A 25,442-nucleotide genomic window follows, 5' to 3' on the forward strand; every position below is an offset into this window, starting at 1 on the left:
AAAAAAGCCAATCACGGATGATTGGCTTTTTTGAAATTAGTAATAATTAATCAAAACTTTCTTGGCCTAGTTTTTTCATGCGTGGTTTATAAAACACATGATAGCTAACGCCTAAAACAACTAGCCATAATGGACTAACATAGAGTGCTTTCAAAGTATCTGGCTCTAGTGCCAAAATCACTAAAGTGAACAAGAAGAATGCGATGACCACATACGCCATCAACACCCCGCCCGGCATTTTAAAGGTCGATTTAGCATGTAACTCTGGACTCAACTTACGGTAACGTAAATAGCATGCCATGATCAGAAGCCATACACTAATAAAGAGAATCACACAGAGTGAACTTGCCAAAGTAAATGCTTCCATGGTGTTTGGAACAAAGTACTGAAGCACTGCCCCACCCATAATGAAAATACACGAGAAGATTAAACCATTTGAAGGTACGGCACGTTTTGATAAACGTCCCAATGCACTTGGCGCCTGACCATCTTTCGATAAACCGAACAGCATACGACTGGTTGAAAACACACCACTGTTCATTGAAGACATCACTGAAGACAGTACGACCAAGTTCATGATGATGGCTGAAACAGGAATACCCGCATTTAAGAACAACTCAACAAACGGACTTTTATCTGCACGAATGTGATCCCAAGGTGTTACTGACATCACCACAAAGAGCGCCAACACATAGAATAGAATAATACGTACAGGAATCGCGTTAATTGCCTTCGGTAGATTTTTCTCTGGATCTTTCGTTTCAGCGGCAGTTGTACCAATCAATTCGACGCCAATAAAGGCAAACACGGCAATCTGGAATCCTGCCAAAAATCCGCTTACGCCTTTTGGAAATATGCCGCCATGCGACCACACATTACTTACACTCACAACCTCACCATGCGGAGCTTGAAAATGAGTGAGGATCATGTAACCACCGACTCCGATTAGGCCAATAATGGCCAAAATCTTAATGAGTGCGAACCAGAATTCAACTTCACCAAACAACTTCACCGTAAGAAGGTTAAGCCCTAAAATGAATAGTACACAGCCTGCACTAATCATGGCTTGTTGTGTTGGTGAGAAACTGGCGCCTTCGGGCAGCCAGAAACTTAAATAGTTAATGACCGCTGAAAGGTCGGCAATACCGACCAGTACCCAGCCTAACCAATAGGTCCAACCTATATAATAACCAGCCCATGGGCCAATCAAATCATATGCCATATCGACAAATGACTTGTAATGCAAATTAGCGAGTAGTAATTCACCTAATGCACGCATTAAGAAAAAAAACATGCCTCCAATTAACATGTAAATCACGAGAATTGAAGGACCAGCGAGGGAGATGGTTTTGCCCGAGCCCATAAATAGACCGGTTCCAATTGCACCGCCAATTGCAATCATTTGTAGATGGCGATTATTTAATTTCCGTTGTAAATGATCAGGGGAGCCTGCCTCATCGGGATGATGAACCATTGTCATATTAGAAGTCCTTTTTATATTTTGCTTAACTTAAAATCAGCAACCTATAGGGAGAAAAACGAACCGTATATCGTGGGTTGCTGAGTCTATACCTCAGGACAAGATGTTCAAGTATATTTTTTCCTTAATTGATAAATCGTTTGTCCTGTTTTTTTTAAGTCACATTATTTATGTACTGCCTTCACGGCAATTTTAATTAACATATCTGGATTCTCCAGATTAGCCGGAGTGTAGCATGTGATAATGCTAGATGTCGCTTTTACGCCCCCCTATAAACTGCTCTATTGAGTTAAAAATAAACAACATTATTCCGATAAAAAATCGAAAGAAAATAAAAAAAGCCAATCATGTTTGATTGGCTTTTAATAAAACTTAATGATCGTTGACGAGTTCGCGTCCTAGTTTTTTCATGCGTGGTTTATAGAGCACATGATAGGTAACACCTAAGATAACTAACCATACTGGACTGACATATAGTGCTTTTAAAGTATCTGGTTCTAATGCCAAGATCACCAAAGTGAAAAGCATAAATGCCAAAACGATATAGCTCATCCAAACACCGCCCGGCATTTTAAAAGTTGATTTTTCATGTAACTCTGGACGTAATTTACGATAGCGTAAATAGCACACCATGATGAGACTCCACACACTAATGAATAGAATCACACAGAGTGAACTTGCCAAAGTAAATGCTTCCATTGTGTTTGGAACAAAGTACTGAAGTACAGCTCCGCCCATAATGAAAATACATGAGAAAATCAAACCATTTGAAGGTACTGCACGTTTTGATAAACGACCAAATGCACCCGGAGCCTGACCGTCTTTTGATAAGCCGAACAGCATACGACTGGTTGAAAACACACCGCTGTTCATTGAAGACATCACCGAAGATAGCACCACCAAGTTCATGATGATGGCTGAAACAGGAATACCCGCATTTAAGAACAACTCAACAAACGGACTTTTGTCTGCACGAATATGGTCCCAAGGCGTTACTGACATCACAATAAAGAGTGCTAGTACATAGAACAAAATAATACGTACAGGAATCGCATTAATTGCTTTCGGTAAATTCTTCTCTGGATCTTTGGTTTCAGCAGCCGTTGTACCAACCAGTTCAACCCCGACAAAGGCAAATACGGCAATCTGGAATCCTGCCAAGAAGCCTTCTGTACCTTTCGGGAATAAACCGCCATGTGACCAAACATTACTAATGCTTGCAACAGCGCCTTGTGGAGCTTGGAAATGGCTGAAAATCATATAGCCACCCACTCCGATCAGGCCAATAATGGCCAAAATCTTAATGAGTGCAAACCAAAATTCAATTTCACCAAATAGGCGTACAGTCAGTAGGTTAAGGCCCATCACAAACAATACACAGCCTGCACTAATCATGGCTTGTTGTGTTGGAGAGAAGCTTGCTCCATCGGGCAGCCAGAAGCTCAAATAGTTAATGACTGCTGAAAGATCCGCAATACCGACCAGCACCCAGCCTAACCAATAAGTCCAACCCAAATAGTAACCCGCCCAAGGACCAATCAGGTCATGAGCCATATCAACAAAAGATTTGTAATGCAGATTTGCAAGGAGTAACTCACCCATTGCACGCATTAAGAAAAAGAACATGCCTCCAATAATCATATAGATCAAAAGGATTGAAGGACCTGCGAGGGAGATTGTTTTACCCGAGCCCATAAATAGGCCGGTTCCAATTGCACCGCCAATAGCAATCAGTTGTAAATGACGGTTAGACAGTTTTCGTTGCAGATGATCAGGAGAATTTTCCATATCTGAATGACGAGCCGTTGTCATATTAAAATTCCTTTTTGAATTCCTTTGTTAAGATCAGCAACCTATGGCGAAAATCGAACCGTATGCCATAGGTCACTGAATCTGTTCACCAAAAATGACTGGTTAAACCGTATCTATCTTCCTTCTGTTAGATACATCATCATTTTTGGAGTAAAAACGAATTACTTTTGTGCTGCCGTCACGGCAATTTCAATTAACCAATCTGGATTGACCAAATCAGCCTGAATTGTGGCACGCGATGGAGCAACACACCCTTTTAACCAGTCAACCCAAATTGCATTTACGGTTGAAAAGTCAGAAAGATTTTTCAAATAGAGCTGTGCAGAGAGCAAGCGAGATTTGTCGGTATTGGCTAATGCCAAAAGTTCATCAATCGTTGCAAGAATTTCACGAGTTTGGCCTGCCACGTCTTGCTCGGTATTTTTAGGTACCTGACCTGACAGATAAACCACTTTGTTAAAAACAGTCACGGCGCTCATGACTTCGTTAGTGTTAATCTTTTGTATATCTGAATTAGACATTCGGATTTCCTTATACCTGATTAATAAATTGAACACGGGCGGTGACAGCACACATCAGTTCATAGCCCACCGTACCGGATGAAACTGCGACATCATCAATAGGTAAAACGACGCCTGTACTTGATTGGCCCCAAAGCACGACTTCACTGCCGACTTTGGCACTCTCAATGCCTGTTAAATCGACTGCTAACATATCCATGCTGACGCGGCCAATTGTACGAGTAAGGACCGATTCCACTAAAACCGGAGTACCTGTTGGTGAAATACGCTGATAACCATCGGCATAGCCACAAGCGACAATCCCAATCGTTATGGGCTGCTCTGCGACAAAGTTTGAGCCATAACCTACGCTTTCATTCGGTTCTAAATGCTGAACGGAAATAATTTCACTGCGTAGGCTCATGGTCGGTTGTAAGCCCCAGTCCGCAATACTATGCGTCGGGTAGTCTGGCGAGCTGCCATAGAGCATGATGCCGCTACGTGCATAATCTGATTTGAGCTGGTCTTGATAACGCAGAATTGCCGCGCTATTACTTACGGACCTTTCACCCGGTAAATCTTTAATAATTTCTTCAAATGCAGTGATTTGATAATCAATGCCTTGCTGGCCGAAACGATCGCCATCTGCATCTGAAAAATGCATCATGTGCGTAATCTTGGAAACATTTGCCAAGTTATTTAAACGTTTCCATGCCTGAACATAGTGCTGTGGTTTAAAACCAAGACGGTTCATACCACTGTTCATTTTTAGACAAACATCAAATTGGGCCGAATAAGGATGCTTTTCTACCCACTCAATTTGCGCTTCACTATGAATGGTGAAACTAAGCTGATACTGCACACAATCAAATAAATCTTGAGGAGAAAAAACCCCTTCAAGCAACAAAATTGGACCTGTCCAACCTAAAGCACGAATTCGTTTTGCTTCATCAAGATCAAGTAAGGCAAAGCCATCTGCTGCTTTAAATGCTTCATAAACACGTTCAATTCCATGTCCATAAGCATTGGCTTTTACAACGGCAAAGACCTTACTATTTGGCATAGCCTTGCGTACCACCGCCAAGTTATTTTGTAAGGCTTGACGGTGGATCACTGCGGTAATAGGACGAGGCATGATTACTTTCCTAACGTCCGTTATGCAGCATTCGCGTGTGAATAACGCTGAATTGAAAGACCATCTGTACTGATTTCAGTCTTATGATTCAATACGATGTCACTGATTAATTTTCCAGAACCACATGCCATGGTCCAACCTAAAGTACCGTGACCTGTATTCAAGAACAGGTTTTTAAAGCGAGTCGCACCAATAATTGGAGTGCTGTCTGGTGTCATTGGACGTAAACCCGTCCAGAAAGACGCCTGTGCCATATCACCGCCCGGGAACAAGTCCTGAGTCACCATTTGCAAGGTTGCACGGCGGTCTTCATTCAGACCTAAATTGAAACCGCTTAACTCAGCCATACCACCTACGCGAATACGTTGGTCAAAACGCGTAATCGCAATTTTGTAGGTTTCATCAAGCACTGTAGATTGCGGAGCAAAAGCAGGGTCAACAATTGGAATCGTCAACGAATAACCTTTCACAGGATATACAGGTAACTGTAGATCGAGTGGTTTCAAGAAATCACGTGAATAGCTACCAAACGCTAGGACATAACGATCTGCGGTTAAGACCTTACCATTGACCTGAACGCCCTTAATTTCATCGCCTTCAACAATCAATTTTTCTACGTTCTGGTTGAACTGGAAGTTAACACCCAACTCTTTAGCAATTTGAGCTAAAGCATTGGTAAATAAATAACAGTCACCTGTTTCGTCATTTGGTAAGTGTAAACCACCAACGAGTTTATCTTGCGCATTTGCCAAAGCTGGTTCTACACGACCAAGTTCGTTGCCATTTAATAATTCGTAGCTTACGCCGCACTCTTGTAGCACGCTAATGTCGCGTTGAACCGCTTCCATTTGAGCTTCTTTACGGAATAACTGCAACGTACCTTTAGCACGGTTTTCGTAATTAATGCCTGTATCTTTTCTAAGTTCACGTAAGCAATCACGGCTGTATTCAGCCACACGCATCATACGTTCTTTGTTCACAGCATAACTTTGTGGATTACAGTTTTTTAGCATTTGCGCCATCCACTGTAACTGCCACATGCTGCCATCTAAATTAATCGCAAGCGGTGCGTGATGTTGGAACATCCACTTCACAGCTTTAAAAGGGATTCCTGGTGCTGCCCAAGGGGTCGAATACCCTGGCGAAATTTGACCTGCATTACCAAAGCTTGTTTCTTCAGCAGGACCTGACTGACGGTCAAGAACAGTGACCTCAGCTCCTTGTTGAGCTAGATAATAGGCACTTGCCACTCCGATAACGCCGCTACCTAATACAATTACGCGCATTTCCATTCCCTCACGCACACCAGTTTATTTAACTAGTATATTTCTGCTTCAATAGTTTATTTCACTGTTTTTCAGGGTATAATCTAGGTAAATTTATGTTTTTCTCGCGAGAATTTTAAAAAAAGAGGAAATATCTATGCGCCCCTTAGATCGTATAGATCGCATGATTCTGGACATTTTGCAGCGCGAAGGACGAATTGCGATTAGTGAATTGGCATCGAGAGTCAACCTCTCTACCACCCCCTGTTCAGAGCGTGTAAAACGTCTCGAACGCGATGGCATTATCATCGGTTATTACGCCCGTCTAAACCCAGCTTACGTAGACCGTAACCTTCTCGTTTTTTTAGAAATTAAGTTATCTGCCAAATCAGGCGATGTATTTGACCAAGTGGCCAGAGACCTCGTTGAGATTCCTGAAGTGCTCGAATGTCACCTTATTTCAGGCGAATTTGACTACCTTGTAAAAGCCCGTTTAAAAGAAATGAGCGCATACCGCCGCTTATTGGGAGATCTATTAAAGAAACTCCCCGCTTCGGCATCGTCGCACAGTTATGTGGTCATGGAAGAAGTGAAAGAAACTTTATATTTAGATGTAAGCAAGTAAAGCGAGCATTATTGAACTCGCTTTACTCACGTTTTAAAAATTAGAAATATTTTAAAATCGAAATATGTTTATTTTGATGTTTGAACTTCGAGAACCACTTAACCGCTGGGTAGAGTGCAAAAGACAGCAAAATTGTGATTAACCACAGCATCCATACATGGCTGACCGACAAATAATTCCCGTAGTTGGCTCCCCACACGTTTAGCACAAACACATAGATCAGTTTCAGCACATATAAATGCAATAAATAAAAGAACATAGGCACCGAGCCAAATACCACTAATGGTTTTAAAAACGAGTGCTGCTGCATACGTTCAAAAGCAACGAGCACAAGCAAACCAATTCCAACATTCAGCAAAATAAACAGTAAAGATGGCGGATACTTGGTGAGGTTAAAAAAGCTCATAAGGCTCAGTTGTAATGACTCAAAATACTGCCACGGCTGGTCACCATAGACGTTAATCAAACGTAGTAAAACAAACAATCCAATACTTACTAAACCAAGGCTGAGTAAAGCGTGACCTCTTTGCTTTGCTGTATATTCTGAACTAAAGAACTGACCTAAAACGTAGCCTAATAAAATCACCCCAATCCAAGGTAAAACAGGGTAACTTGTGCGAAGCTTAATACCCGCAAACTCAAGCCAGCCACGTTCATGTAAAACAAACCATATATTCTGTAGGATGCCTTGTGAGAAATGCACAGAATCCAATAAGTTGTGCCCAAAAATAATGACCAACGCTACACCAGCAAGAACTGGCAAAGGCAAACTTACACAGCAAGCTAATACCACCATGCTAATACCGATCGCCCAAATCACCTGTAAATAAATGACTTCGGGTGGAAATGCTGCTGTCCATGCAAAATTCACAAGGGTAAGCTCTAACACAATTAAAAATAAGCCACGTTTTAATAGAAATGCACGGGTTTGTTGTAAGTCCTGTTTTTTGGACTGAAATAAAAATGCAGAAATACCCGTTAAAAGTACAAAAACCGGAGCGCAAATATGTGCCAATAATCGACTGCCAAATAATGCTGGTTCTGTTACTGTTACGTCCATTGGATCGGTAACCTGTTTATCTAAATAGAAAGTTTCTCTTACATGGTCGAGTAACATAATGATGATCACCAAACCACGCAATGCATCAATCGACTGTAAACGTTCAATATTCTTTTCTAAAGACATAGCAGTAATCAACAAAATAATGTAACGTTATACTATTACATTATAGTTCTTTTGTCTTTCATGGCTGATTATTTATGCAACACAAATTAGGATTGTTGTCTTCGTTGGGTCTATCATTTATATCGACATTCACTTGGGCAGAAGAAACGTCAACGGTACTTGAAACTATACGTATTCAGGCTGAAAGTACCCAAGAAGATGTGAGCCAAAATAGCTCGGCGACTAAATTTTCTCACGATGTTTTAGATGTCCCTTTTAACCGTGCTTATGTTTCAAAACAAATGATGGAACAACAAGACGTTCAACGGATTGATGACGCATTAAGCTTGCTGAGCGGGGTTTTTCATCAAAACAGTTTTGGTGGCGGCTTTTGGGATAACTACTCTTTCCGTGGTTTTAGTACCGATCCCAATTTAGGTGCATCTATGATCCGTAACGGCTTGAGTGTCAACCGAGGGATTAGTGCGCCAAAAGATGTCGTGAATATTGAATCTTTAGAGTTTTTAAAAGGACCGATGGCTGCGCTATATGGCCGCGGCGAAACAGGTGGTTTGCTTAACCTCAACAGTAAAAAACCACAGTGGGAAAGCGAAAGTGAAGTTAACCTACGTGCCAATACTCAAGAACAATATCGAATTAGTCTGGAGCATACCGCGCCTATTAACGATGAACTGGCCTATCGCGTAGCCGTGGCTCATGAAGATAATCAAAGCTTCCGTGATCATGTCAGTAGTGAACGCTGGTTCTTTTCACCGCAGCTCACATGGAAAATTTCAGACCAGACACAACTCGACTTTGACAGTGAATTTACAGAGCACAAAGGAACCTTTGACCGTGGTGTAAGTACAGTCAATCACCAGTTTGTGATGGACCCGAAAACCTTTACAGGTGAACCAGACGATGGCGATTTGAAAATAAAAGATTACTTTTACCAATTACGTCTGAGTCACGAATTTAACCCTGACTGGAAACTAAATAGTGCTGTCAGCTATAAAGACGCCAAAATGGTCGGCTTTGCGACCGAACCTCGACGTATGCAAGCCGATGGACGTACTTTAGAACGTCAACGTCGCTATCGTGATTATACAAGTGAAGATGTGCTGGCTCAGACAGAGTTACTTGGCAAGGTTGATACCTCTTGGGCTCGCCATGAAATTTTACTTTCAACCGAACTTGGTCAACTCGACTATAAACAAAACCAGCTTCGTCGCAATCACAGTACAAGCTCAACAAACACAATTGATATTTACCAACCTGAATACGGCAAATATTTACCGAACTTAGCTCCGTTTACTAACACCAAAGAACAGCAGCGTTACTTTGCGCTTAATTTACAAGACCAGATCTTTTTCAATGATCAGTGGAGTGTGCTATTCGGCAACCGTTTTGATCAGGTCGAACAAGACTTTAAAAATCATCTGACTCAGACTGAAAGCAACCAGACGCTTCACCAGAATAGTCCGCGTTTCGGAGTAAACTTTAAAGCTTCTGACCAATGGGCTTTTTACACCAACTATGGTCGCTCATTTGCCATGAATAGTGGTATGAACCGAAATGGTCAGACTTTTGCCCCTGAAAAAGGCGAAAGTTATGAGGTCGGCACCAAATATAAAATAAACGACCAAAGTGTGCTTAGTCTCGCTTTGTTTAAAATGAAAAAACGAAATGTACTCACAACCGACCCAATCGACAGTAACTTCCAAACCGCAGCAGGCGAAGTGAGTAGTAAAGGGATTGAGTTTGACTTAAATAGCCAGCTCACTGACCGTTGGTTCGTCAATGCCAACTATAGTTATACCGATGCTCAAATTGAAAAAGACCAAGACTTACCAAAAGGTGCTCGTCTAAGCAATGTTCCAAAACACCAAGGTGCAGTAAGCACCAATTATGAGTTTCTACAAGAAGGTCCACGAAAAGCAGGCGTAGGTGCCAACCTTACTTATGTAGGCGAACGCAGTGGACATAATCTTGATAATGGGTTTAATTTGCCAAGCTATACGCTGGTCAATTTAAATGGCTACTATGCCCCATCTGACCGCTTACGCTATCAGCTGAACGTAAACAACCTGTTTGATAAAACCTACTATGTCTCAAGCTATAGCGATTTATGGGTTCAACCGGGGGAACCACTCAACGCTTCAATTTCGGCACAGTGGAAGTTTTAATTCATACATAAATAAAAAGCCCGAATTATTTCGGGCTTTTTATTAGAACATACCATTTTCATTGACGAGTGGGTCGGGTTGTACTTGGCCAATATCCCAAAACTCAGCAATTTTTCCATTTTCAAAACGACAAATATGGACCACACCCAAGGTGGTTAACCCATTCATTTGCATTTCAAGTTTTGAATGCACAGCAACCAAATCGCCCTCTTCAATGACATGTTGAATATCAAAGACTTTGTTTGGAGTTTCAGCCGCGCTTTCACGCATTCCTTCCCTCAAAGAAGTTGCATCACCCGCATAATAAGGGTTGTGATGCTTGAAGTTCGGTGCGGTGTAATTGCTATAGGCTTCATCGACTTCGCCAGCTGCGGCAAGCTCTAAAAACCGTACTGCAATTTGTTTTTGAGATAGGTTCATGATTATCTCCTACTCTTTATTTTAGACCTTACTGCAACAGGTCATCTTCGTCGTCGCCTTCCTCGAAGACATAGGCCATACAGCCCCATCCATCATATTCGCCTTGAAATTTTTCAGCGATGCTAGCAAACCATTGTTCCAAATCAACAATATCTGAATACTCAGGTTCCATGTTGACAAAGATGGTAATCACCCACTCGTTTGGCTCAACAGAGTCATCTTGGAAAAGTGAAACTTTTTGTTCTTGATAAAGCAAATACAGCGCACATTGCTCTGCATTCTTTTGATCTTGAAAAGCAATTGAAAATTCAATTTCATGCAGCTCAGTTAAATCATCCCCATCTTCAGCCATTTGCCAAAGTACATTGCCGTTATCGTCATCTGGAAATTGTTCGTAGTCACGAGTCATAAAGTGATCCTTGTTGTTGTCGCAGTATTAATATTATTCGGACTTAGAATACCCGACTTTTATTGCAGTTTGGGTATATATTCCGTTCCCAATTGCATCAAATTGAATTTTTAATTGTATGTAAATTTTAAAAAGGCACTTGGGATTGAATGACCACATCTGTGCCTTTCAATGGATGCTGAAAAGCCAGATACGCAGCATGTAAAGCCATACGGCTTAAATGAAAACATTTCGGTTCAGGATGGTATAACTTGTCACCCATAATCGGGTGTCCAATATGCATCATGTGCACACGTAACTGGTGCGAACGCCCTGTGACTGGTTCAAGTAACACTCGCGTTTGATCTACTTTTTCGTCATAAACGAGCGGTTGAAACAAGGTTTTGGCATGTTTGCCTAATTCAAAATGTACAATTTGTCTTGGGCGATTTTCCCAGTCAGTAATGAGAGGAACTTCAACACTACCCTCTTGTTCGACTTGGCCTTGCACCAACGCAATATAATGTTTTTTGACTGTTCTGGCCTGAAACATTTTACTTACCGCAACCTCTGCATCACGGTGCTTGGCAAACATAAGTAGGCCCGACGTCGCCATATCTAAACGATGCGTGACTTTAGCCAAAGGGAACTTTTCTAACACCCGTAAATAAGCACTGTCATGATGCTCAGGTAGGCGACCCATCACAGACAACAATCCCGCAGGTTTATCAACCACAATTAAATCGTCATCTTCAAATAAAATTGAAAGCGGATCTTGTGGCGGAGCGTAAACAAAATTGTCGTTTAAAGGCATGGTCGTAGAAACAGCAATGGAGCATGGCGGCAAATCATAAAGAAATTTCAGACCTACCGCAAAGTAATCTATAAGCTTCCATCATGTTCCACGTGAAACTCGGAAAATCTTTATCGTTTTTTATTCATTTCCGCTAAAAGATCGAGCTGAATTTCTTGAATATGTGCAAGCCTTTCCCATTGATGCGATAAAAGATGGTCCATTTTTTCATGCAAATGACGAATCTCAAGTTCTGCTTTTAGATTAATTTGATAGTCATGTTGAGAACGTAAGCGGTCTTTGGCTTCTTGGCGGTTTTGACTCATCATAATAATAGGCGCCTGAATTGCAGCTAAGCATGACAGAACTAAATTAAGCAAAATAAAAGGATACGGGTCGACTGGACGTACTACCATCACGACGGTATTAAAAAGGATCCAAGCCACTAAAAACAGCCCAAAACAAGTTAAAAAGACCCAACTTCCACCAAATGAAGCTATTTTATCTGCTAACTTTTCACCCAAAGTCCAATTCTGATCGAACTCTGTCTCTGTATTACGAGTAATGAGTTCATGCCGTTGCATACTGCCAATTACTTCATTCTCCAAAGTGGTTAGCTCCCCCTTTTCTGAACGTAATAGGGACTGCACATATTTAATACGGTAGTCCGCCAAATCAGCACGACAAATAAAAGTTGAAAAAGACCACTCTGGGTAATCTTTCAAGATTTCTTCACCAATGACATCTCGAATGACTTCACCAGAGACCAGATCTTTCAAGGGAAAACTCTTTCCGCATACGGCGCATTGGCGATACTGATTTTTATTGTCCATATTATTCAGCCCATTATTATGATAATAAGATTAGTATATAAACGATTTCGGCCTAACACATCGTAAATAAAAATAGTACTCTAACCTAATATCTGTAAAGTCGCTGGCACTATTTTTCGATGCGCAGGAATTACAGGCACCATGTACAATCGCCCAAGTAGATTTTTAATATGTACCACTGTAGTCACTGTAAGCACTTGGGTATCTTCATTTTTATAAATAGATAAAGTCACATTCAAATGTTTATCATCATCTCCGATCACTAACTCATTTTCGGTACGCTGTAACAAGGTAAAAATTCCAATTCGGTCGCCTGCGACATATTCATTTTCTTTTTTATTCGAATCAATCTTCTTAAAACTTCCTAAATCTTTAAGGCCAATCTTGGAGGTAATTTTATTGCGTAGATTCATACTCCACTCTATCCACTGCGGAGTATGCTGGAACAATTTAATGAGCTGCCCAAATACATTCAGGTCAGGCTGACCCAGCACAATACTCCACGAGTCGTGGAAATAAGCATTGTTCAATTGAGATGAGATTTGGCTGTCATGCGGCAAGGCAGAAAGATAAGGCTTATTCATGAATTATATTCTTGTAAAGTATCATTTTTATTATAGAGAATTTTTTAGGGTGTCAAGGGAAACCGTATATGGTTTACTTCAACAATTATAACTTTGTAAGTTAGAACCTTATGCCTATAAACTTTTGATCTATAGCGTCCTAAGCCGAATCGAGACCTTTTGGGTGAGTACACACTAACGTTATACGTTTTGGTGCATGCTACTCTTTTCGATCCCTATCACACCCTTGAGATATAGTTTAGCCAGCACCCTATGGGATTGTTTTTCTAAGAACAGCTAATTTTAAATATTTTTGGTAATTTTTACGCAAAAATTCAAATTAAAAAGAATATATTCCCATTTCATAATAATTAGTTAATTTTAAATTCCACTTTATTTGTTTTTTACGGTTTATTTTACCAATTAATTAAACTTATATAGTCAAATTAAAAACTACTTCACTAGCAACCGTTTAGCCGATTCTATAATCATTGCTCTACGCTTTTTATGAGGATTATCAATATCCTCGATCGGGGTAAACATTCTGGCAACTTGAGGCAACATAAACCAGCTATTTGCAAGTGCTAAAATCATGAAAGTTAAATAACTTGCTTCAATTTCATCGGTTACCCTGCCTTCATCTTGTTCTTTTTTAATTGCTTCAATTTTACAATTATAATTTTCGCAGCGGATATTTTCATTTGGCACTTCTTGTGAAGAGTAAATCAACCCTTCCCAAAGCAATAAACGACTCAGTTCAGGGTGTACACAATGATAGTCATACACACGCCCAGCATATTCAGCAATATCTTCTTCTTCAAAAGATTTAAGAGGTACAGACTGAGCAACTTTAATTAATTCATTGCTTAAAACCACCGCGAATAAATCTCTTTTAGCCCCGAAATAATTATAAATACGCTCTTTGTTAACACCTGCAATTTTTGCAATTTTATCAACAGTGGTACCATCTGGACCATGCAAAGCAAACTCACTAATTGCAGCTTTCAAGATTTTTTGTTTTGTTCCTTCAGTATCCCACGACATAATTATTTTTCACTTGCATATATTATTAAAACATATTATAAAATATTTCCAACCAAATAGTTGGTTTTTTTGGAACTTTATAATGAACAACAATATTATAATTTTTGGCTATGGAACAGGTATTTCCAAAGCCGTAGCACATAAGTTTGGTAAAGAAGGCTATAAAATCGGGTTAGTGGCAAGAAATGCTGAAAAACTCGAGAAGGCCATTCTAGAACTTAAAACACAAGGTATAGAAGCTTATGCTTTTACATGTGATTTAGCAGTTCTGGAAGACATACCAAATCTAGTAAAACGTATTAAAGACCAATTCGGAGAGATTAAAAATATTCATTGGAACGCTTTCCATGATATTGAAGGCAACATCTTAGAAACCAATCCGCTAGACCTCACCCAAAGCTTCCATATTCGTGTTTCAAGCTATATTGCTACGGTACAAGCTTGCCTACGTGATTTAGAAAAGAATAACGGTAGTATTTTATCAACCAATGGAATTTTTGCGTTCGATGCCGTGGGAATAGATTTAGTTGCCAAAGAATATTCATCTTTAGCAATTGCAGCCGCCGCTCAATATAAAACCACCAACTTACTTGCTCATAGTCTCGCTGACTCAAATGTTTACGTGAGCCAAGTCATTGTGAATGGCTTTGTTGATGGAACACCGGGTGCACAAGATAAAAGCTACACGGTACATCCAGAAACGATTGCGGAGCAGTTCTGGTACTTACATCAACATAAACAAGAAACTGTCTCTCTTTGTGGTGAAGCAATTCAAGCTGCCTAAAACAATTCCTGATGAAAAATTTATTTAATGAATTTAAAATTATTTATTAAATAACAATACATTAAAATATTTCTAATATAGAGAAAACTATGAAAGTCCTTCATATCAACTCATCAACTCGTGGTGAGAATAGTCAGTCTTTACTTATTGCTGAACAAGTAATTACCCAGCTTAAAATAAAGCACGCTGATTTAGTTATTGATGAATTTAATCTTTTTGAAGATGATCTACCTGCGTTCGATAAAAATGCTGTGGGTGCCAAAATGGCATTATTTACAGGACAAGATTCAAACTCGAAAGAAAAAGAAGCATGGACAAAAATTAAAGAGGTTTATAACCGCTTTGCATCTGCCGATATCTATGTATTTAACGTACCTCTTTGGAACAACAACATTCCTTACATCTTAAAACAGTTTATTGATGTCGTAACTCAGCCAGGTTGGGCTTTTGGTTTTGACCCATCTACTGGTTACACAGGCTTGTTAAATAATAAAAAAGCATATGTCGTGATTGCTAGTGGTGTGTATTACCAAGGTATTTCTAATAATTTCGGTTCTGACTTTGCAACGCCTTATCTTAATGACTGGTTAAAGTTTATTGGCGTAAGTGATATTGAGAATATCCATATTTCACCTACAGTAGTGAATACTGACTATGAGAAAACAAAGCAAGATGTGATGAGTAATGTCGAGAAACTAATCGCGTAAGACTATGAATAGCAAAATAAATTATGCAGTTGCTATTTGTGAGCCATTAGAAATTGAACATCCAGATTCATTTCTGGATGTTCAAGTTCCTTACCCACAAGCACTGCCTCACGATGTTATTGTAAAAGTTCAAGCAATTTCAATTAACCCTGCCGATACGCGTGCACGACGTAGAAAAACTAAAGATAACCAAACTACAGTTTTAGGATGGGATGTTGTTGGAACTGTTACTGAAATTGGTTCACATGTTCCTGAAAAATTTAAAATTGGAGATACAGTCTATTATGCAGGTGATATTAGCCGTTCTGGAGGTAATTGTACTTACCATGCAATTGACTCAAGATTAATTGCTCATGCGCCTAGCACTATTTCTATAGAAGATGCGGCAGCTCTTCCCTTAGTATCATTAACTGCATGGGAAGCATTAGCTGAAAGGCTATCACTTCAGATTAGCTCTACTCATTCAAACAGCCAGCTTCAACATACCAATAAATCAAGATCTTTATTAGTGATTGGAGGTGCTGGTGGCGTAGGCTCAATGGCAATTCAACTTGCTAAAGTTGTTCCACAGTTGACAGTTATCGCTACAGCTTCACGGCAAGAAACGAGTAATTGGTGTCGGAAATTAGGTGCCGACTATATTATAGATCACACTCAAGACATTCCAACTCAATTATCCAAATTGGGTTACTCTGAGGTCGACTATGTTTTGATCTGCAATTCACCAGATTCATATTTTAATATTCTGCCAAGTATTACTAAGCCATTTGGAAAAATTTGTAATATTGTGCCTTTTTCTCATTTGCAAGATTTCAATCTATTGATGAAAAAAAGCCTCTCATTCCATTGGGAACTTATGTTTACACGCTCTAGTTTTCAAACTACAGATATGGCAAAACAATCTGAAATTTTAGATCATATTGCAAAGCTAATTGATCAAAATATTATTATTTCACCAAGACTTACATCTCTAGCTCCTATTAATGCTGAAAAAATTAAGCAAGCACACCAGTTGGTTGAATCTAATAAGACAATTGGCAAAATTGTAGTGGTTAATGAAAAGCAAAGTTAAAGCAACATAGAAGAAGCGTAATAAATTACGCTTCTCTGAATTTTTAATTTGATGTTTATATGTCGTAGTAGTATTTAACTACTTTTCATACTCTGAAGGATCAATTTTGTATTTTTTAAATAAAATAGAGCGTACGGAGTCATTTATACTGTCATCATACTTAATGATTAAATAAATATCTTTCTTAGTTAAAGGAATAGTTTTTAAAATATCACTTAGCTCTGTGCTTCTAATAGAGCGTACTTCACTTGGTTGTTTAGATATTTCTGGATCTTGTTCTTCAAACTTAAAATCAACACCTTGCAAGTTGAAATAAACCATAACTCTTCTATTTAAAGAATCACTATCATCATATAAAACAGTCCCTGCTGGAAGGATTGTATATTCTGAATAATTATCACCATTTGAAGAAATTTTTAGAGGCCTCTCTAAAATATGTATCTTAGGCATTTCTCTAGAGCTCCACAGATAAAAATTTAAAACTAATTGAACTAAAAACAAAATTCCTAATATGATTATTAACAGATTTTTTTTCATATATCCCTACTTTTTAAGATGATATGTATTTTTAATATCTACTTTTACATCAGGAGACTTGATTAAATAATCATTTAAATTATCGGGTAAAAATAGGTATTTTGGCATTTCATATTTACTTGCTTTAAATGCTAGCTTTACTGTAGAAGATAGTACTTTCTCAGCATTTACAAACATATGGCCTGATTTCGCCATACTTGGAATTGCTTTTTTCGTTGCTTCTAAACTTTGAGTGGTGCAATTAGGGGCCAAAGCAAAATAGTCCTGAGATAAAGCATAACTTTTATAGTATTTTTCATTTCGTCTTAATGTGGCTGTTTTCAATAAATTATTATAATAATTTAATACCAACATAGCCTGACTATCAAAAATTCTATAACCATAGGCATGGGTTGTCCTAGTTTTTGAAGTTCCTACCCCTTGGCTGTTTTCATCAGCAATATAAGCGTCAAAGCTACTCCAAATCCTTAATATTCCTTCTCCGCGCGGACTACTAGCTCCCTCTAAAGTAAAAATACCAAAACTTTCAGGTTTCGTCTTTCCATATCTACCAAAATCATAGATATAATCCTTACCTTTCAATTTAATATACACAGCTGTATGACCATAGGGCGACTCTTTATCTCCTTCTCCATAAGCACTGCCTACTAATAGATGTAACTCAGCTTCTGGTTTCAAAGGAACTTTCTGGGTCGGTGGATTAGCTGTATTCGTTGTAGTACTTGTTGTTGAATTATTCGCCATTTACCCTATCTTCCTGTTCGAACCAATTAACAACTAATTCATCATTTTCAGCTGATTTTATGGTTTTCGTCATTCCTTTCTCATTAGTAAAACCATAAGATTTTATTCCCGTTCTTTTATTCAAAATTGAATAAGGTATTCCTTCTAATGGTTCATTCTTAGATGAATCTATAGCTTGGAAATTACGATGCTCAGTTTTCATTCGTAAATCTGGCAATGCAGGAACATTAGCATTCGCACTCCCGCCCCCCATAAACAAATGCTGTCCAGCCTTCACTTCAAATTTACCGCCTGTGGTCATAAAAATGCCCGAACCAGTAATTTTGACTTGAGACCCACCTGCGGTGAGCACAATTTCTTTGGCTGCTGTCGCCTCAATTTTGTCTTCTGCTGAAATAATCTGAACAGCTTTACGGGCAATTAAATCTGCGCCATCACCTTGTGCTTGTATCTCAACTTTGCCTTTGCCTGCATATAATCTTGCCCCTTCTTGAGCCGCAAAAAGGCTAATTTTATTTTGGGCATGCGCGATTAAATTCTTTTGGGTAGACAGGTTAATACTGTCTCCAGCAGTTTGGTTTAGCTGCCCATCTGCGCTTAAGTGAATGTCTTCGTTACTGCTCAACGCTATGCTATTTGGGCTCGCCAACAACATAATCGCCTCTTTAAAGGTTTTGGCTTTTGCGTTGTCTTGCTGCTCAAGTTTTTCAATAAAAGATTTTAGATTTTCTAAATTTTCTAACGGATCAGTTTGCTGATTTTTAGCAACTTCACTGAGTGCCTTGGCATTGTTGAGGCCACCTTCTATTTGTTGCTTGGCTTCATTTGCATCAAGGTGTACGCCTTGAGCTTGGTCCTGTTTGTGGGTACTAACGAGTAAGCCACTGCCAGCTCTTACCGCACCCCATTGGTCTGTTCTGAGTTCAAAGCCTTCACCTCGGCCTTCGCTCTCTGCCTTATCTTTTGGATGGCTTAAATTACCCAAGTTGAGTTGGCTTGCGGCATGGCTGCTTTGTAGCTGGGCACTGATTTGGCCTGTAGTGTCATCAAAACGGAGTTGGTTAAAACCTTTCCCATCCACTTCTTCTGAGCGGATGCCGCTGAGTTTTTTAGTATCCGGTAATTGACCTTTCTGATCGAACTGGGTTGGGTGACGTTCAGCTTCATGAATACGTCCCACCACAAACGGACGGTCAATGTTGCCGTCAAAGAAATCGATCACCACGATCTCACCCACACGTGGTAAGAAGCGTGCGCCATAACCCGCACCTGCCCACGGGGTGAGTACATCAACCCAAGCGGAGTCGGTGTCATTGTCGTTACTTCCCGCACCACCGTCATGGCTATGGTCGTCAGTTCGGGTAAACAGGAAACGGACTTTAATACGTCCCCACTGGTCGACATGGATGCTTTCACCTTCTAGCCCCACCACTCTAGCGCGCTGCGGGTGGGCAGCTGGACGGTGTTCTAGCGGGCTATATTCAGGAACAGCTTTAATATTACGTCGAACAACATTCAGCTCAGCAAAGTGGCGCTGCTCAGGATTTTGGCTGTCAAGTTGGGCTGCTTTGAGCTTATCCTTTTGCAACAGACGCTCAAGTTGCTGTTGTAATTCTTTCGGTAAATTATTCTGGTTATAGTAGTGCTTACTTAAGATTAAGAATTCTTTGTCGGCACTGTCGTGGCGTTCAAGTTCAGGATGCTCATTCAGCTCAAACCAGTAACCCACCTGTGCATCACGGACGTTACCTGAAACCGTAAACTGTTTAGAACTCAGGTGATGGTAAGCATTAATGTGCTGGTTAAGCTGTTCAATCTGGCTATTACCTGAAGCTGTGGCTTGATCTTCACCGTTTAAGTCCTGCATCCACGCTGGGCTAACGTGCCATGCATCTTCAAGGTTTAGGCTGGCATTGTCATAGTGTTCGCTGTGCTTTTGCGTGCCTTGTACGCTGCCACTGCCTTCTTCTTGCTGGAGGGCATCGGCTTGCCAGCGTTGCACATGAACCGAAGTCGGTTGTAAGCGGCGTTCAGCCGTGACTTGGGTAATGGTGTCGAACTGTTCTGTCGCACTGCTGCGTTGGTAGCGGAGACTACGGCGTTCAAGCGCCTGATAATTTTGGTTATCGTCAATTAAACGTAAGACTTGTGGCTGAATGGAAGCATTCGGGTCAGCGACCAAAAGTTGTGATTCATCGACCAGCCAGTTAATTCCTTCACTACGCCACAAACGGGTTAAAAATTCATAATCGCTTTCATTTGACTGCATCACAAACGGACGCACATCGTAGTCTTTCGTTAAGCCTGTCGTGTCGAGCGTTAGACTTGAGGCAAATAACGGGCTTTTTCCCTGCCATTCTTTAAACAGAATTTCGCTAATATCGCGCACGCTTTTATTCATAAACACGCGGCTATTACGGCGTTTATGCCAGAGTGCAGTTGGGTCTTTTAAGGTTAAGTTATAAATAGTGAGTGAGCCGTCGCTTTGCCCTTGGCTCGCTTCGGTAATAATACCTGTTGTTCTAAAAAACTGGCCTGTATCAGTGACCTGATCAACAGCAACCTGACAGCCAATAAATTGTTTTAATGCAATATGCGCGTTTGTCGATAAGCACAGTAATTCAGCAACGCTACCTTGGTTGAGGGTATGTTCGCCCTCAATGCGTTGCAAGAAAACTTGCTGATTTAAAGACTGATTTGAGAATTGGATATGAACAGCGCGATTTTGTGAAACAAGGCCTAAACGCTCCAATATACTCGACACACTCATCTGCATTTTTATTATCAATCAAACTTATATTTAGGCCGCATTTTAATTAAAAAAAGACTAATCTGTCTATCTATACTCATTTTCAAAATGTAACTAGTCTAAATATGCAGTTTTAGGTTAATTTCTTATTAAATGAGTATTTAATCCATAAAATTTACTCATTTTAAAGTGCTATAAATCACCCAAACTTATTTAATATTTTTCTTTTATATTCAAATAGATACTAAAGAAAAATAAATATTAAAATTAATAAAACTCAGGATGAGATATGAAAATAAAAAAGTCTGCTTTTTATATATTTACGGTGATTTTTTCACTTCATTCTCCTGCATTTGCTGAACCGAGTGTGGCCGATATTCAATATCGTGCAGAACAAGGGCAAGCTGTTGCTCAATATCATTTAGGGATGATGCTTTTAAGCGGCGAACAAGGTGTGGTTAAAAATTATGAACAAGCGTTTAAATGGTTAACCGCGGCTGACCAAAATGGAAGCGTGGGGGCAAAATATAGTTTAGGAATGCTGTATTACACAGGTACGGGCGTCGAAAAAGATCCCAAGCGCGCTTTTGATTATTTCACCAAAGCTGCGGCCAAGGGCCATGCTAAAGCGCAATATAACTTAGGGGTGTTATACGACAGAGGTGAAGGAACTGCGCAAAATTATGTGCAGGCGTTTGAGTGGTTTAGTCGTGCTGCCGAGCAAGGCTACCCACCCGCAGAATATAATTTAGCTCATCTATATAAAAAAGGTCACGGCGTTTCACAAAGCAATGAGCAAGCACTTAAGTGGTACACCAAAGCGGCTGAGCACAATGAAAGCGATGCCCAATACAACTTGGCCCAGATGTATTTAAATGGTGAAGGCACGCCGAAAAACCTACAACTGGCAAAGAAATGGTTTCAGCAAGCTGCCGATGCAGGCGATTCGGATGCGAAAGAAATGCTTAAAAGTTTAGAATAAATAGCATCTTATTTTTTAGATGACTGGACTTAAAAAAATAATAAATTTCTATTACTTATAAAACAGCATGTATGACCTATTTTATTATTTTTCTCAGGTCCACATATATTCTGAGTTTAAATTACCCTTCCCATTTTCTAAAAACGAGACAAGTATTTACGCCACCAAAACCAAAGCTATTACTCATCACTGTTTTTAGTTCGGTTTCTCTGCTCGTTTGAACAATATCGAATTTTTTAGCTTCTTCGCGCAGTTCAGTAATATTAATACTCGGCGCGATAAAGTTATTTTGCAGCATTAAAATAGAATAAATAGCTTCGTGTACACCTGCTGCCCCCAAACTATGTCCAGTCATCGACTTGGTCGAACTGAGTGGCGGTACTTTTTCGCCACCAAAAGCTCGCTCTATGGCCAATAGTTCGGGAATATCTCCTGCTGGCGTTGAAGTGCCATGCGTGTTGATATAGTCAATGGTTTCAGAGCCATTTTGCTTGGCTTCTGCGAGTGCTAGCTTAATACAGCGAGTCGCGCCTTCGCCACTTGGGGCTACCATGTCGACACCATCACTATTGGCAGCGTACCCAACCACTTCTGCCAAAATTTTTGCTCCGCGCTTTTGGGCATGACTTAAAGATTCCAAAACTACCATGCCACCGCCGCCAGCGATCACAAAGCCATCGTTATCTATTGAATATGGGCGTGAAGCCGTTTCAGGTGCATCGTTATATTTAGAGCATAATGCGCCCATCGCATCGAATATTGCCGTTTGGGACCAATGGTCTTCTTCGCCGCCACCCGCCAGCATTAAGTTTTGTTTACCAGCGGCAATAAGATGAAATGCATAACCAATTGCGTCGGCTGAAGTAGCGCAGGCACTTGCAATGGATTGAGATATACCTTTTAGGTTGAAAGCATTTGCTAAGTTAGAACTAACCGTATTTGTAAGATAGCGTGATACTAAATCGGGCGATACTTCGCTTGCGCCTTTTTCTTTTAAGGTATGCAGCATATCGATGATGGAAGCTGTCGAACTGCCCCCTGTTCCCCCAATCACGCCATATTTTGAGTTGTTGGCAATATCACTCACATCAAGCTCGGCATGTTGTAGCGCATCGACCGCTGAGTTGTATGCATACATGGCACAAACGCCCATGTGTTTTTTTAATTCTGGATCAATATTTTCAAAATCCATTTCGGCTGTGGCGCTGACATGGCTCCGAAAATTCAATTGTGCATAGACATCGTTATAGCGAATGCCTGAGCGACCTGCTTTTAAGGAGTCGGTTACTTTCTCTAATGTATTTCCAATACAGGAATTTATTCCCATACCTGTTATTACAACACGTTCCATTCTTATCTCTATAAAAACGACAAAAATAGATCTTAACAATCAAGTTCTTTTTTGGAACTGGCAAAATATCTCTATATTTATTATTTTTACAATCAAATATAAATAAAAAGTTAATAATAATATTTTTATTTTAAAATCTATTTAGTTTTATTATTAAATCAAAAATATTTTAAATATTAAATTGACGTAATTAAAATCACCGATTATTATCTCGTTGCTGGCCTACATTGCCAGTCGGTTATGACAGACCGCGAATAACAAAGACGATGTGCAAAATTCTTATTTTGTGTGTCGGGAACTCGTTCGCCCCCTTTTTCTCTATGGTAGGGCGGAAGGGGGACACCTTTGTGTGTGCTGGTTCCTTTGTTTCCAGTCTGTCAACCCTCTTTCGTTCTACCACCATAAATTAATTCGCGGTAATCTGGTGGTAGGACTCCATAAATTATAAGGAGTTGACCATGACATTTTTCAAACTTATTCCCTCTCTTATTTAACTATTTTATTTATTTAAAATTTAGGTTTTCTATTGTCTATTTTTTAAATTTATAAATTATTTTTATTTTAAAATTTCAATTATTATATTTTCCTATATTTATGGGGGGGTTAATTATTACCTAAAAATTATTTTAAACCTTAAAACCAATTATATTTTCATTCTACTCATAGATATAAATCATTATGAGAATAATATGACAATTTATAAACCTATTTTGGCTTTAAGTTTGGTTGTAAGCAGCTACGGTTTTTCAGTTTGCAAAGTCTTGTTCTCCCACAGGACTTTGCCCCTACTTTCTTTAGCGTCATGCAGCGGTCTAACAAAAATAGTCTGGGCTAAGCGGTTGGCTTAGCTCCTCTGTCTCTGTGTTGCAATGGTTTATTACTTTAAATCAGCGCAAAAGATTAAAGTCTGTTGTGGCACAGGGGCCTAAAGTTGTTTGGTCAGTTGAGCTGATATTTAGATTTAATGAATTCAAATAATTCTTTAAAAAGAGGATGCCATTCTTCTGTTGGAGGACTCAAAAAAGAGTGCCAGAAAAAATCGAAAGTTAATCCATTATCATCTTCACAAAAATGTGACCATTTATCTTTTAAAGTCTCATGTGTACTACACACAAAAACATGCCAATCAGGCCCTGCCTCTGAAGGAATATGTTTACCTAGGTATGAATGAATTTGAGCACTCTTTATTCCAGATTCTTCATAAAGCTCACGCAAAGCGGCGTGTTCTAACTGTTCTTGATGCTCCACAGTACCTTTAACGATCTGAATTCCTGCTAACGGATGCCTAAATACTAAAATTTCCAAGTTATTATTAATTTCTCTAAATACCACAGGAACCACTTTTTCTATTAAAGTCATGATCATTTTCTTCTTTAAATTTAAGTGGATATTATAGAGCTTAGTTAGAGTTCTAATACGTTATTGTTGATGTAAATCCTAAGTTTACATAAAGCAATTAACTTCTTTGTACGCTTTAACCTACAAACTTTTAGGGATTTTGCGGATTGGCGACACCCTGCTTTTTTCCTAAGATGAGTTCATACAGGAACAGGATGTTCCGGAACACAAAACAACAATAATAGGTTCAAGCACCAGGAGCGTGAGATACGACAGGAGTCATATCTAGCAACCAAATACGAAAAAGCTCGACAGGATGTCGGGCTTTTTTTATGTCTGAATATTAGGAAATTTTAGGGGTTAAAAATCTCAGGTAGACTCTCTGCAAGAATTTTAGGAATGTTGTTTGGATAAACAATCTCATCTGTTCGGCTTAACTCATCAAACGTCCACCAACGGCTTTTACTAATCACAAGCTTTTCTTGTTCAGTCCAGTTTGCTGTATTCAATTCTTCATTTTTAATAAAAGCAATAAAAAGCCTTTCATCAGAAATCACCATTTCCGCACTCGGTAACATCATTTCAAAATTGTGTGTTGCAACATGAGTACCTACATTTTGCCTAACCACACCTAACTCTTCATAAAGTTCTCGGCAAGCTGCTTGCTCGAAGGTTTCCCCTTCTTCTAGTCCTCCGCCTACGGTTGCCCAATGGGATTGTCCAGCTAAGGCATCATTTGTATGAGTGAATTGAAATAATAGGATTTGATGATTTTCATTAATAACTAATAGTCTTAAGGATTTTCTAATACGCATTTGATTTTTTTCTTAAAGTGACAAGTTGGCTATTATTCATATTCACTTTAAAAAGTTAAATCATTTCTGAATGTACGCTTTAACCTACAAACTTTTAGGGATTTTGCGGATTGGCGACTTCCCGCTTTTTTCCTATGATGAGTTCATACAGGAA

Annotated in this window: 23 protein-coding genes and 2 pseudogenes; 7 read left to right on the forward strand and 18 right to left on the reverse strand. The window is 39.5% G+C overall.

The genetic code is table 11. The features are described 5' to 3' along the window. Window positions 1-46: 46 nt before the first annotated feature. The 5 genes from K6I41_RS18540 to K6I41_RS18560 all read right to left on the reverse strand — a co-directional run bounded on the left by K6I41_RS18540 (window position 47) and on the right by K6I41_RS18560 (window position 6,213). Window positions 47-1,474 carry an amino acid permease gene (locus K6I41_RS18540; protein WP_081399393.1) on the reverse strand — a complete coding sequence of 476 codons (1,428 nt, stop codon included), beginning with the start codon at window positions 1,472-1,474 and terminating at the stop codon, window positions 47-49. Window positions 1,475-1,852: 378 nt separating this feature from the next. Next, on the reverse strand, window positions 1,853-3,292 hold the full coding sequence (locus tag K6I41_RS18545; protein ID WP_250374929.1) for an amino acid permease: 1,440 nt from the start codon (window positions 3,290-3,292) through the stop codon (window positions 1,853-1,855). Between the two features lie 161 nt (window positions 3,293-3,453). Continuing rightward, window positions 3,454-3,813, reverse strand: a complete 360-nt coding sequence (locus K6I41_RS18550) for a RidA family protein (protein WP_000071347.1) — start codon at window positions 3,811-3,813, stop codon at window positions 3,454-3,456. Window positions 3,814-3,823: 10 nt separating this feature from the next. Then, entirely contained in the window at window positions 3,824-4,927 is a 1,104-nt protein-coding gene (gene alr / locus K6I41_RS18555) for an alanine racemase (RefSeq protein WP_250374930.1), read from the reverse strand. 20 nt (window positions 4,928-4,947) lie between these two features. Then, complete coding sequence (locus K6I41_RS18560) at window positions 4,948-6,213, reverse strand: D-amino acid dehydrogenase (protein WP_250374931.1); 1,266 nt, start codon at window positions 6,211-6,213, stop codon at window positions 4,948-4,950. Window positions 6,214-6,349: 136 nt separating this feature from the next. Between K6I41_RS18560 and K6I41_RS18565 the strand changes: the two genes are divergently transcribed. Next, complete coding sequence (locus tag K6I41_RS18565) at window positions 6,350-6,817, forward strand: Lrp/AsnC ligand binding domain-containing protein (protein WP_250374932.1); 468 nt, start codon at window positions 6,350-6,352, stop codon at window positions 6,815-6,817. A gap of 40 nt (window positions 6,818-6,857) precedes the next feature. Here the strand turns inward: K6I41_RS18565 and K6I41_RS18570 are convergent, their stop codons facing one another. Then, a complete protein-coding gene (locus K6I41_RS18570) occupies window positions 6,858-8,003 on the reverse strand; it encodes an acetyltransferase domain-containing protein (protein ID WP_250374933.1) in 1,146 nt (381 codons plus the stop codon). 74 nt (window positions 8,004-8,077) lie between these two features. On the opposite strand from K6I41_RS18570, the gene K6I41_RS18575 reads away from it, so the two are divergent. Further along, the gene (locus K6I41_RS18575; protein WP_250374934.1) at window positions 8,078-10,168 is read left to right on the forward strand and encodes a TonB-dependent receptor; all 2,091 of its coding nucleotides are present in this window, start codon (window positions 8,078-8,080) and stop codon (window positions 10,166-10,168) included. Between the two features lie 42 nt (window positions 10,169-10,210). Here the strand turns inward: K6I41_RS18575 and K6I41_RS18580 are convergent, their stop codons facing one another. The 6 genes from K6I41_RS18580 to K6I41_RS18605 all read right to left on the reverse strand — a co-directional run bounded on the left by K6I41_RS18580 (window position 10,211) and on the right by K6I41_RS18605 (window position 14,209). Beyond that, a complete protein-coding gene (locus tag K6I41_RS18580) occupies window positions 10,211-10,588 on the reverse strand; it encodes a nuclear transport factor 2 family protein (RefSeq protein WP_250374935.1) in 378 nt (125 codons plus the stop codon). 28 nt (window positions 10,589-10,616) lie between these two features. After that, entirely contained in the window at window positions 10,617-10,997 is a 381-nt protein-coding gene (locus tag K6I41_RS18585; protein WP_004795383.1) for a ribonuclease E inhibitor RraB, read from the reverse strand. A 127-nt stretch (window positions 10,998-11,124) separates the two neighbouring features. Then, window positions 11,125-11,790 (reverse strand): RluA family pseudouridine synthase, encoded by a 666-nt coding sequence (locus K6I41_RS18590; protein WP_250374936.1) that lies wholly within the window; start codon window positions 11,788-11,790, stop codon window positions 11,125-11,127. A gap of 110 nt (window positions 11,791-11,900) precedes the next feature. Further along, the gene (locus K6I41_RS18595; protein ID WP_250374937.1) at window positions 11,901-12,602 is read right to left on the reverse strand and encodes a DUF1003 domain-containing protein; all 702 of its coding nucleotides are present in this window, start codon (window positions 12,600-12,602) and stop codon (window positions 11,901-11,903) included. 80 nt (window positions 12,603-12,682) lie between these two features. Then, window positions 12,683-13,186 (reverse strand): DUF2867 domain-containing protein, encoded by a 504-nt coding sequence (locus tag K6I41_RS18600; RefSeq protein ID WP_250374938.1) that lies wholly within the window; start codon window positions 13,184-13,186, stop codon window positions 12,683-12,685. A gap of 432 nt (window positions 13,187-13,618) precedes the next feature. Beyond that, the gene (locus K6I41_RS18605) at window positions 13,619-14,209 is read right to left on the reverse strand and encodes a TetR/AcrR family transcriptional regulator (RefSeq protein ID WP_250374939.1); all 591 of its coding nucleotides are present in this window, start codon (window positions 14,207-14,209) and stop codon (window positions 13,619-13,621) included. Window positions 14,210-14,291: 82 nt separating this feature from the next. Here K6I41_RS18605 and K6I41_RS18610 point away from each other — a divergent pair, with 82 nt between their 5' ends. From K6I41_RS18610 to K6I41_RS18620, 3 genes are all read left to right on the forward strand, one after another. Beyond that, complete coding sequence (locus tag K6I41_RS18610; protein ID WP_016139631.1) at window positions 14,292-14,993, forward strand: SDR family NAD(P)-dependent oxidoreductase; 702 nt, start codon at window positions 14,292-14,294, stop codon at window positions 14,991-14,993. 89 nt (window positions 14,994-15,082) lie between these two features. After that, window positions 15,083-15,700 carry an FMN-dependent NADH-azoreductase gene (locus K6I41_RS18615; RefSeq protein WP_250374940.1) on the forward strand — a complete coding sequence of 206 codons (618 nt, stop codon included), beginning with the start codon at window positions 15,083-15,085 and terminating at the stop codon, window positions 15,698-15,700. 4 nt (window positions 15,701-15,704) lie between these two features. Then, complete coding sequence (locus K6I41_RS18620; protein ID WP_250374941.1) at window positions 15,705-16,772, forward strand: zinc-binding alcohol dehydrogenase family protein; 1,068 nt, start codon at window positions 15,705-15,707, stop codon at window positions 16,770-16,772. Between the two features lie 78 nt (window positions 16,773-16,850). Here K6I41_RS18620 and K6I41_RS18625 read toward each other — a convergent pair whose 3' ends face one another. The 3 genes from K6I41_RS18625 to K6I41_RS18635 are packed head-to-tail and all read right to left on the reverse strand — an operon-like array spanning window position 16,851 to window position 20,829. Beyond that, window positions 16,851-17,309 (reverse strand): hypothetical protein, encoded by a 459-nt coding sequence (locus K6I41_RS18625; protein WP_250374942.1) that lies wholly within the window; start codon window positions 17,307-17,309, stop codon window positions 16,851-16,853. Window positions 17,310-17,315: 6 nt separating this feature from the next. Continuing rightward, window positions 17,316-18,053: a hypothetical protein gene (locus K6I41_RS18630; RefSeq protein WP_250374943.1), complete on the reverse strand. Its 738-nt coding sequence runs from the start codon at window positions 18,051-18,053 to the stop codon at window positions 17,316-17,318. Next, window positions 18,043-20,829: a type VI secretion system Vgr family protein gene (locus tag K6I41_RS18635; RefSeq protein WP_250374944.1), complete on the reverse strand. Its 2,787-nt coding sequence runs from the start codon at window positions 20,827-20,829 to the stop codon at window positions 18,043-18,045. The genes K6I41_RS18630 and K6I41_RS18635 overlap by 11 nt, the downstream gene beginning before the upstream one ends. 262 nt (window positions 20,830-21,091) lie before the next feature. Here K6I41_RS18635 and K6I41_RS18640 point away from each other — a divergent pair, with 262 nt between their 5' ends. Then, window positions 21,092-21,784 carry a tetratricopeptide repeat protein gene (locus K6I41_RS18640; protein WP_250374945.1) on the forward strand — a complete coding sequence of 231 codons (693 nt, stop codon included), beginning with the start codon at window positions 21,092-21,094 and terminating at the stop codon, window positions 21,782-21,784. A gap of 121 nt (window positions 21,785-21,905) precedes the next feature. On the opposite strand, the gene K6I41_RS18645 is transcribed toward K6I41_RS18640, so the two are convergent. After that, window positions 21,906-23,135 carry a beta-ketoacyl synthase N-terminal-like domain-containing protein gene (locus K6I41_RS18645; protein WP_250374946.1) on the reverse strand — a complete coding sequence of 410 codons (1,230 nt, stop codon included), beginning with the start codon at window positions 23,133-23,135 and terminating at the stop codon, window positions 21,906-21,908. 742 nt (window positions 23,136-23,877) lie between these two features. Between K6I41_RS18645 and K6I41_RS19210 the strand changes: the two are divergent. Further along, window positions 23,878-23,970, forward strand: a pseudogene (locus K6I41_RS19210) (hypothetical protein); the annotation flags it as partial. Window positions 23,971-24,074: 104 nt separating this feature from the next. Here K6I41_RS19210 and K6I41_RS18650 read toward each other — a convergent pair. After that, the gene (locus tag K6I41_RS18650; RefSeq protein WP_151823259.1) at window positions 24,075-24,494 is read right to left on the reverse strand and encodes an NUDIX hydrolase; all 420 of its coding nucleotides are present in this window, start codon (window positions 24,492-24,494) and stop codon (window positions 24,075-24,077) included. Window positions 24,495-24,826: 332 nt separating this feature from the next. Continuing rightward, a pseudogene (locus K6I41_RS18655) lies at window positions 24,827-25,328 on the reverse strand (NUDIX hydrolase). Window positions 25,329-25,442: the final 114 nt, after the last annotated feature.

Source organism: Acinetobacter sp. AS23, from assembly GCF_023612055.1.
Classification (GTDB): Bacteria; Pseudomonadota; Gammaproteobacteria; order Pseudomonadales; family Moraxellaceae; genus Acinetobacter; species Acinetobacter oleivorans.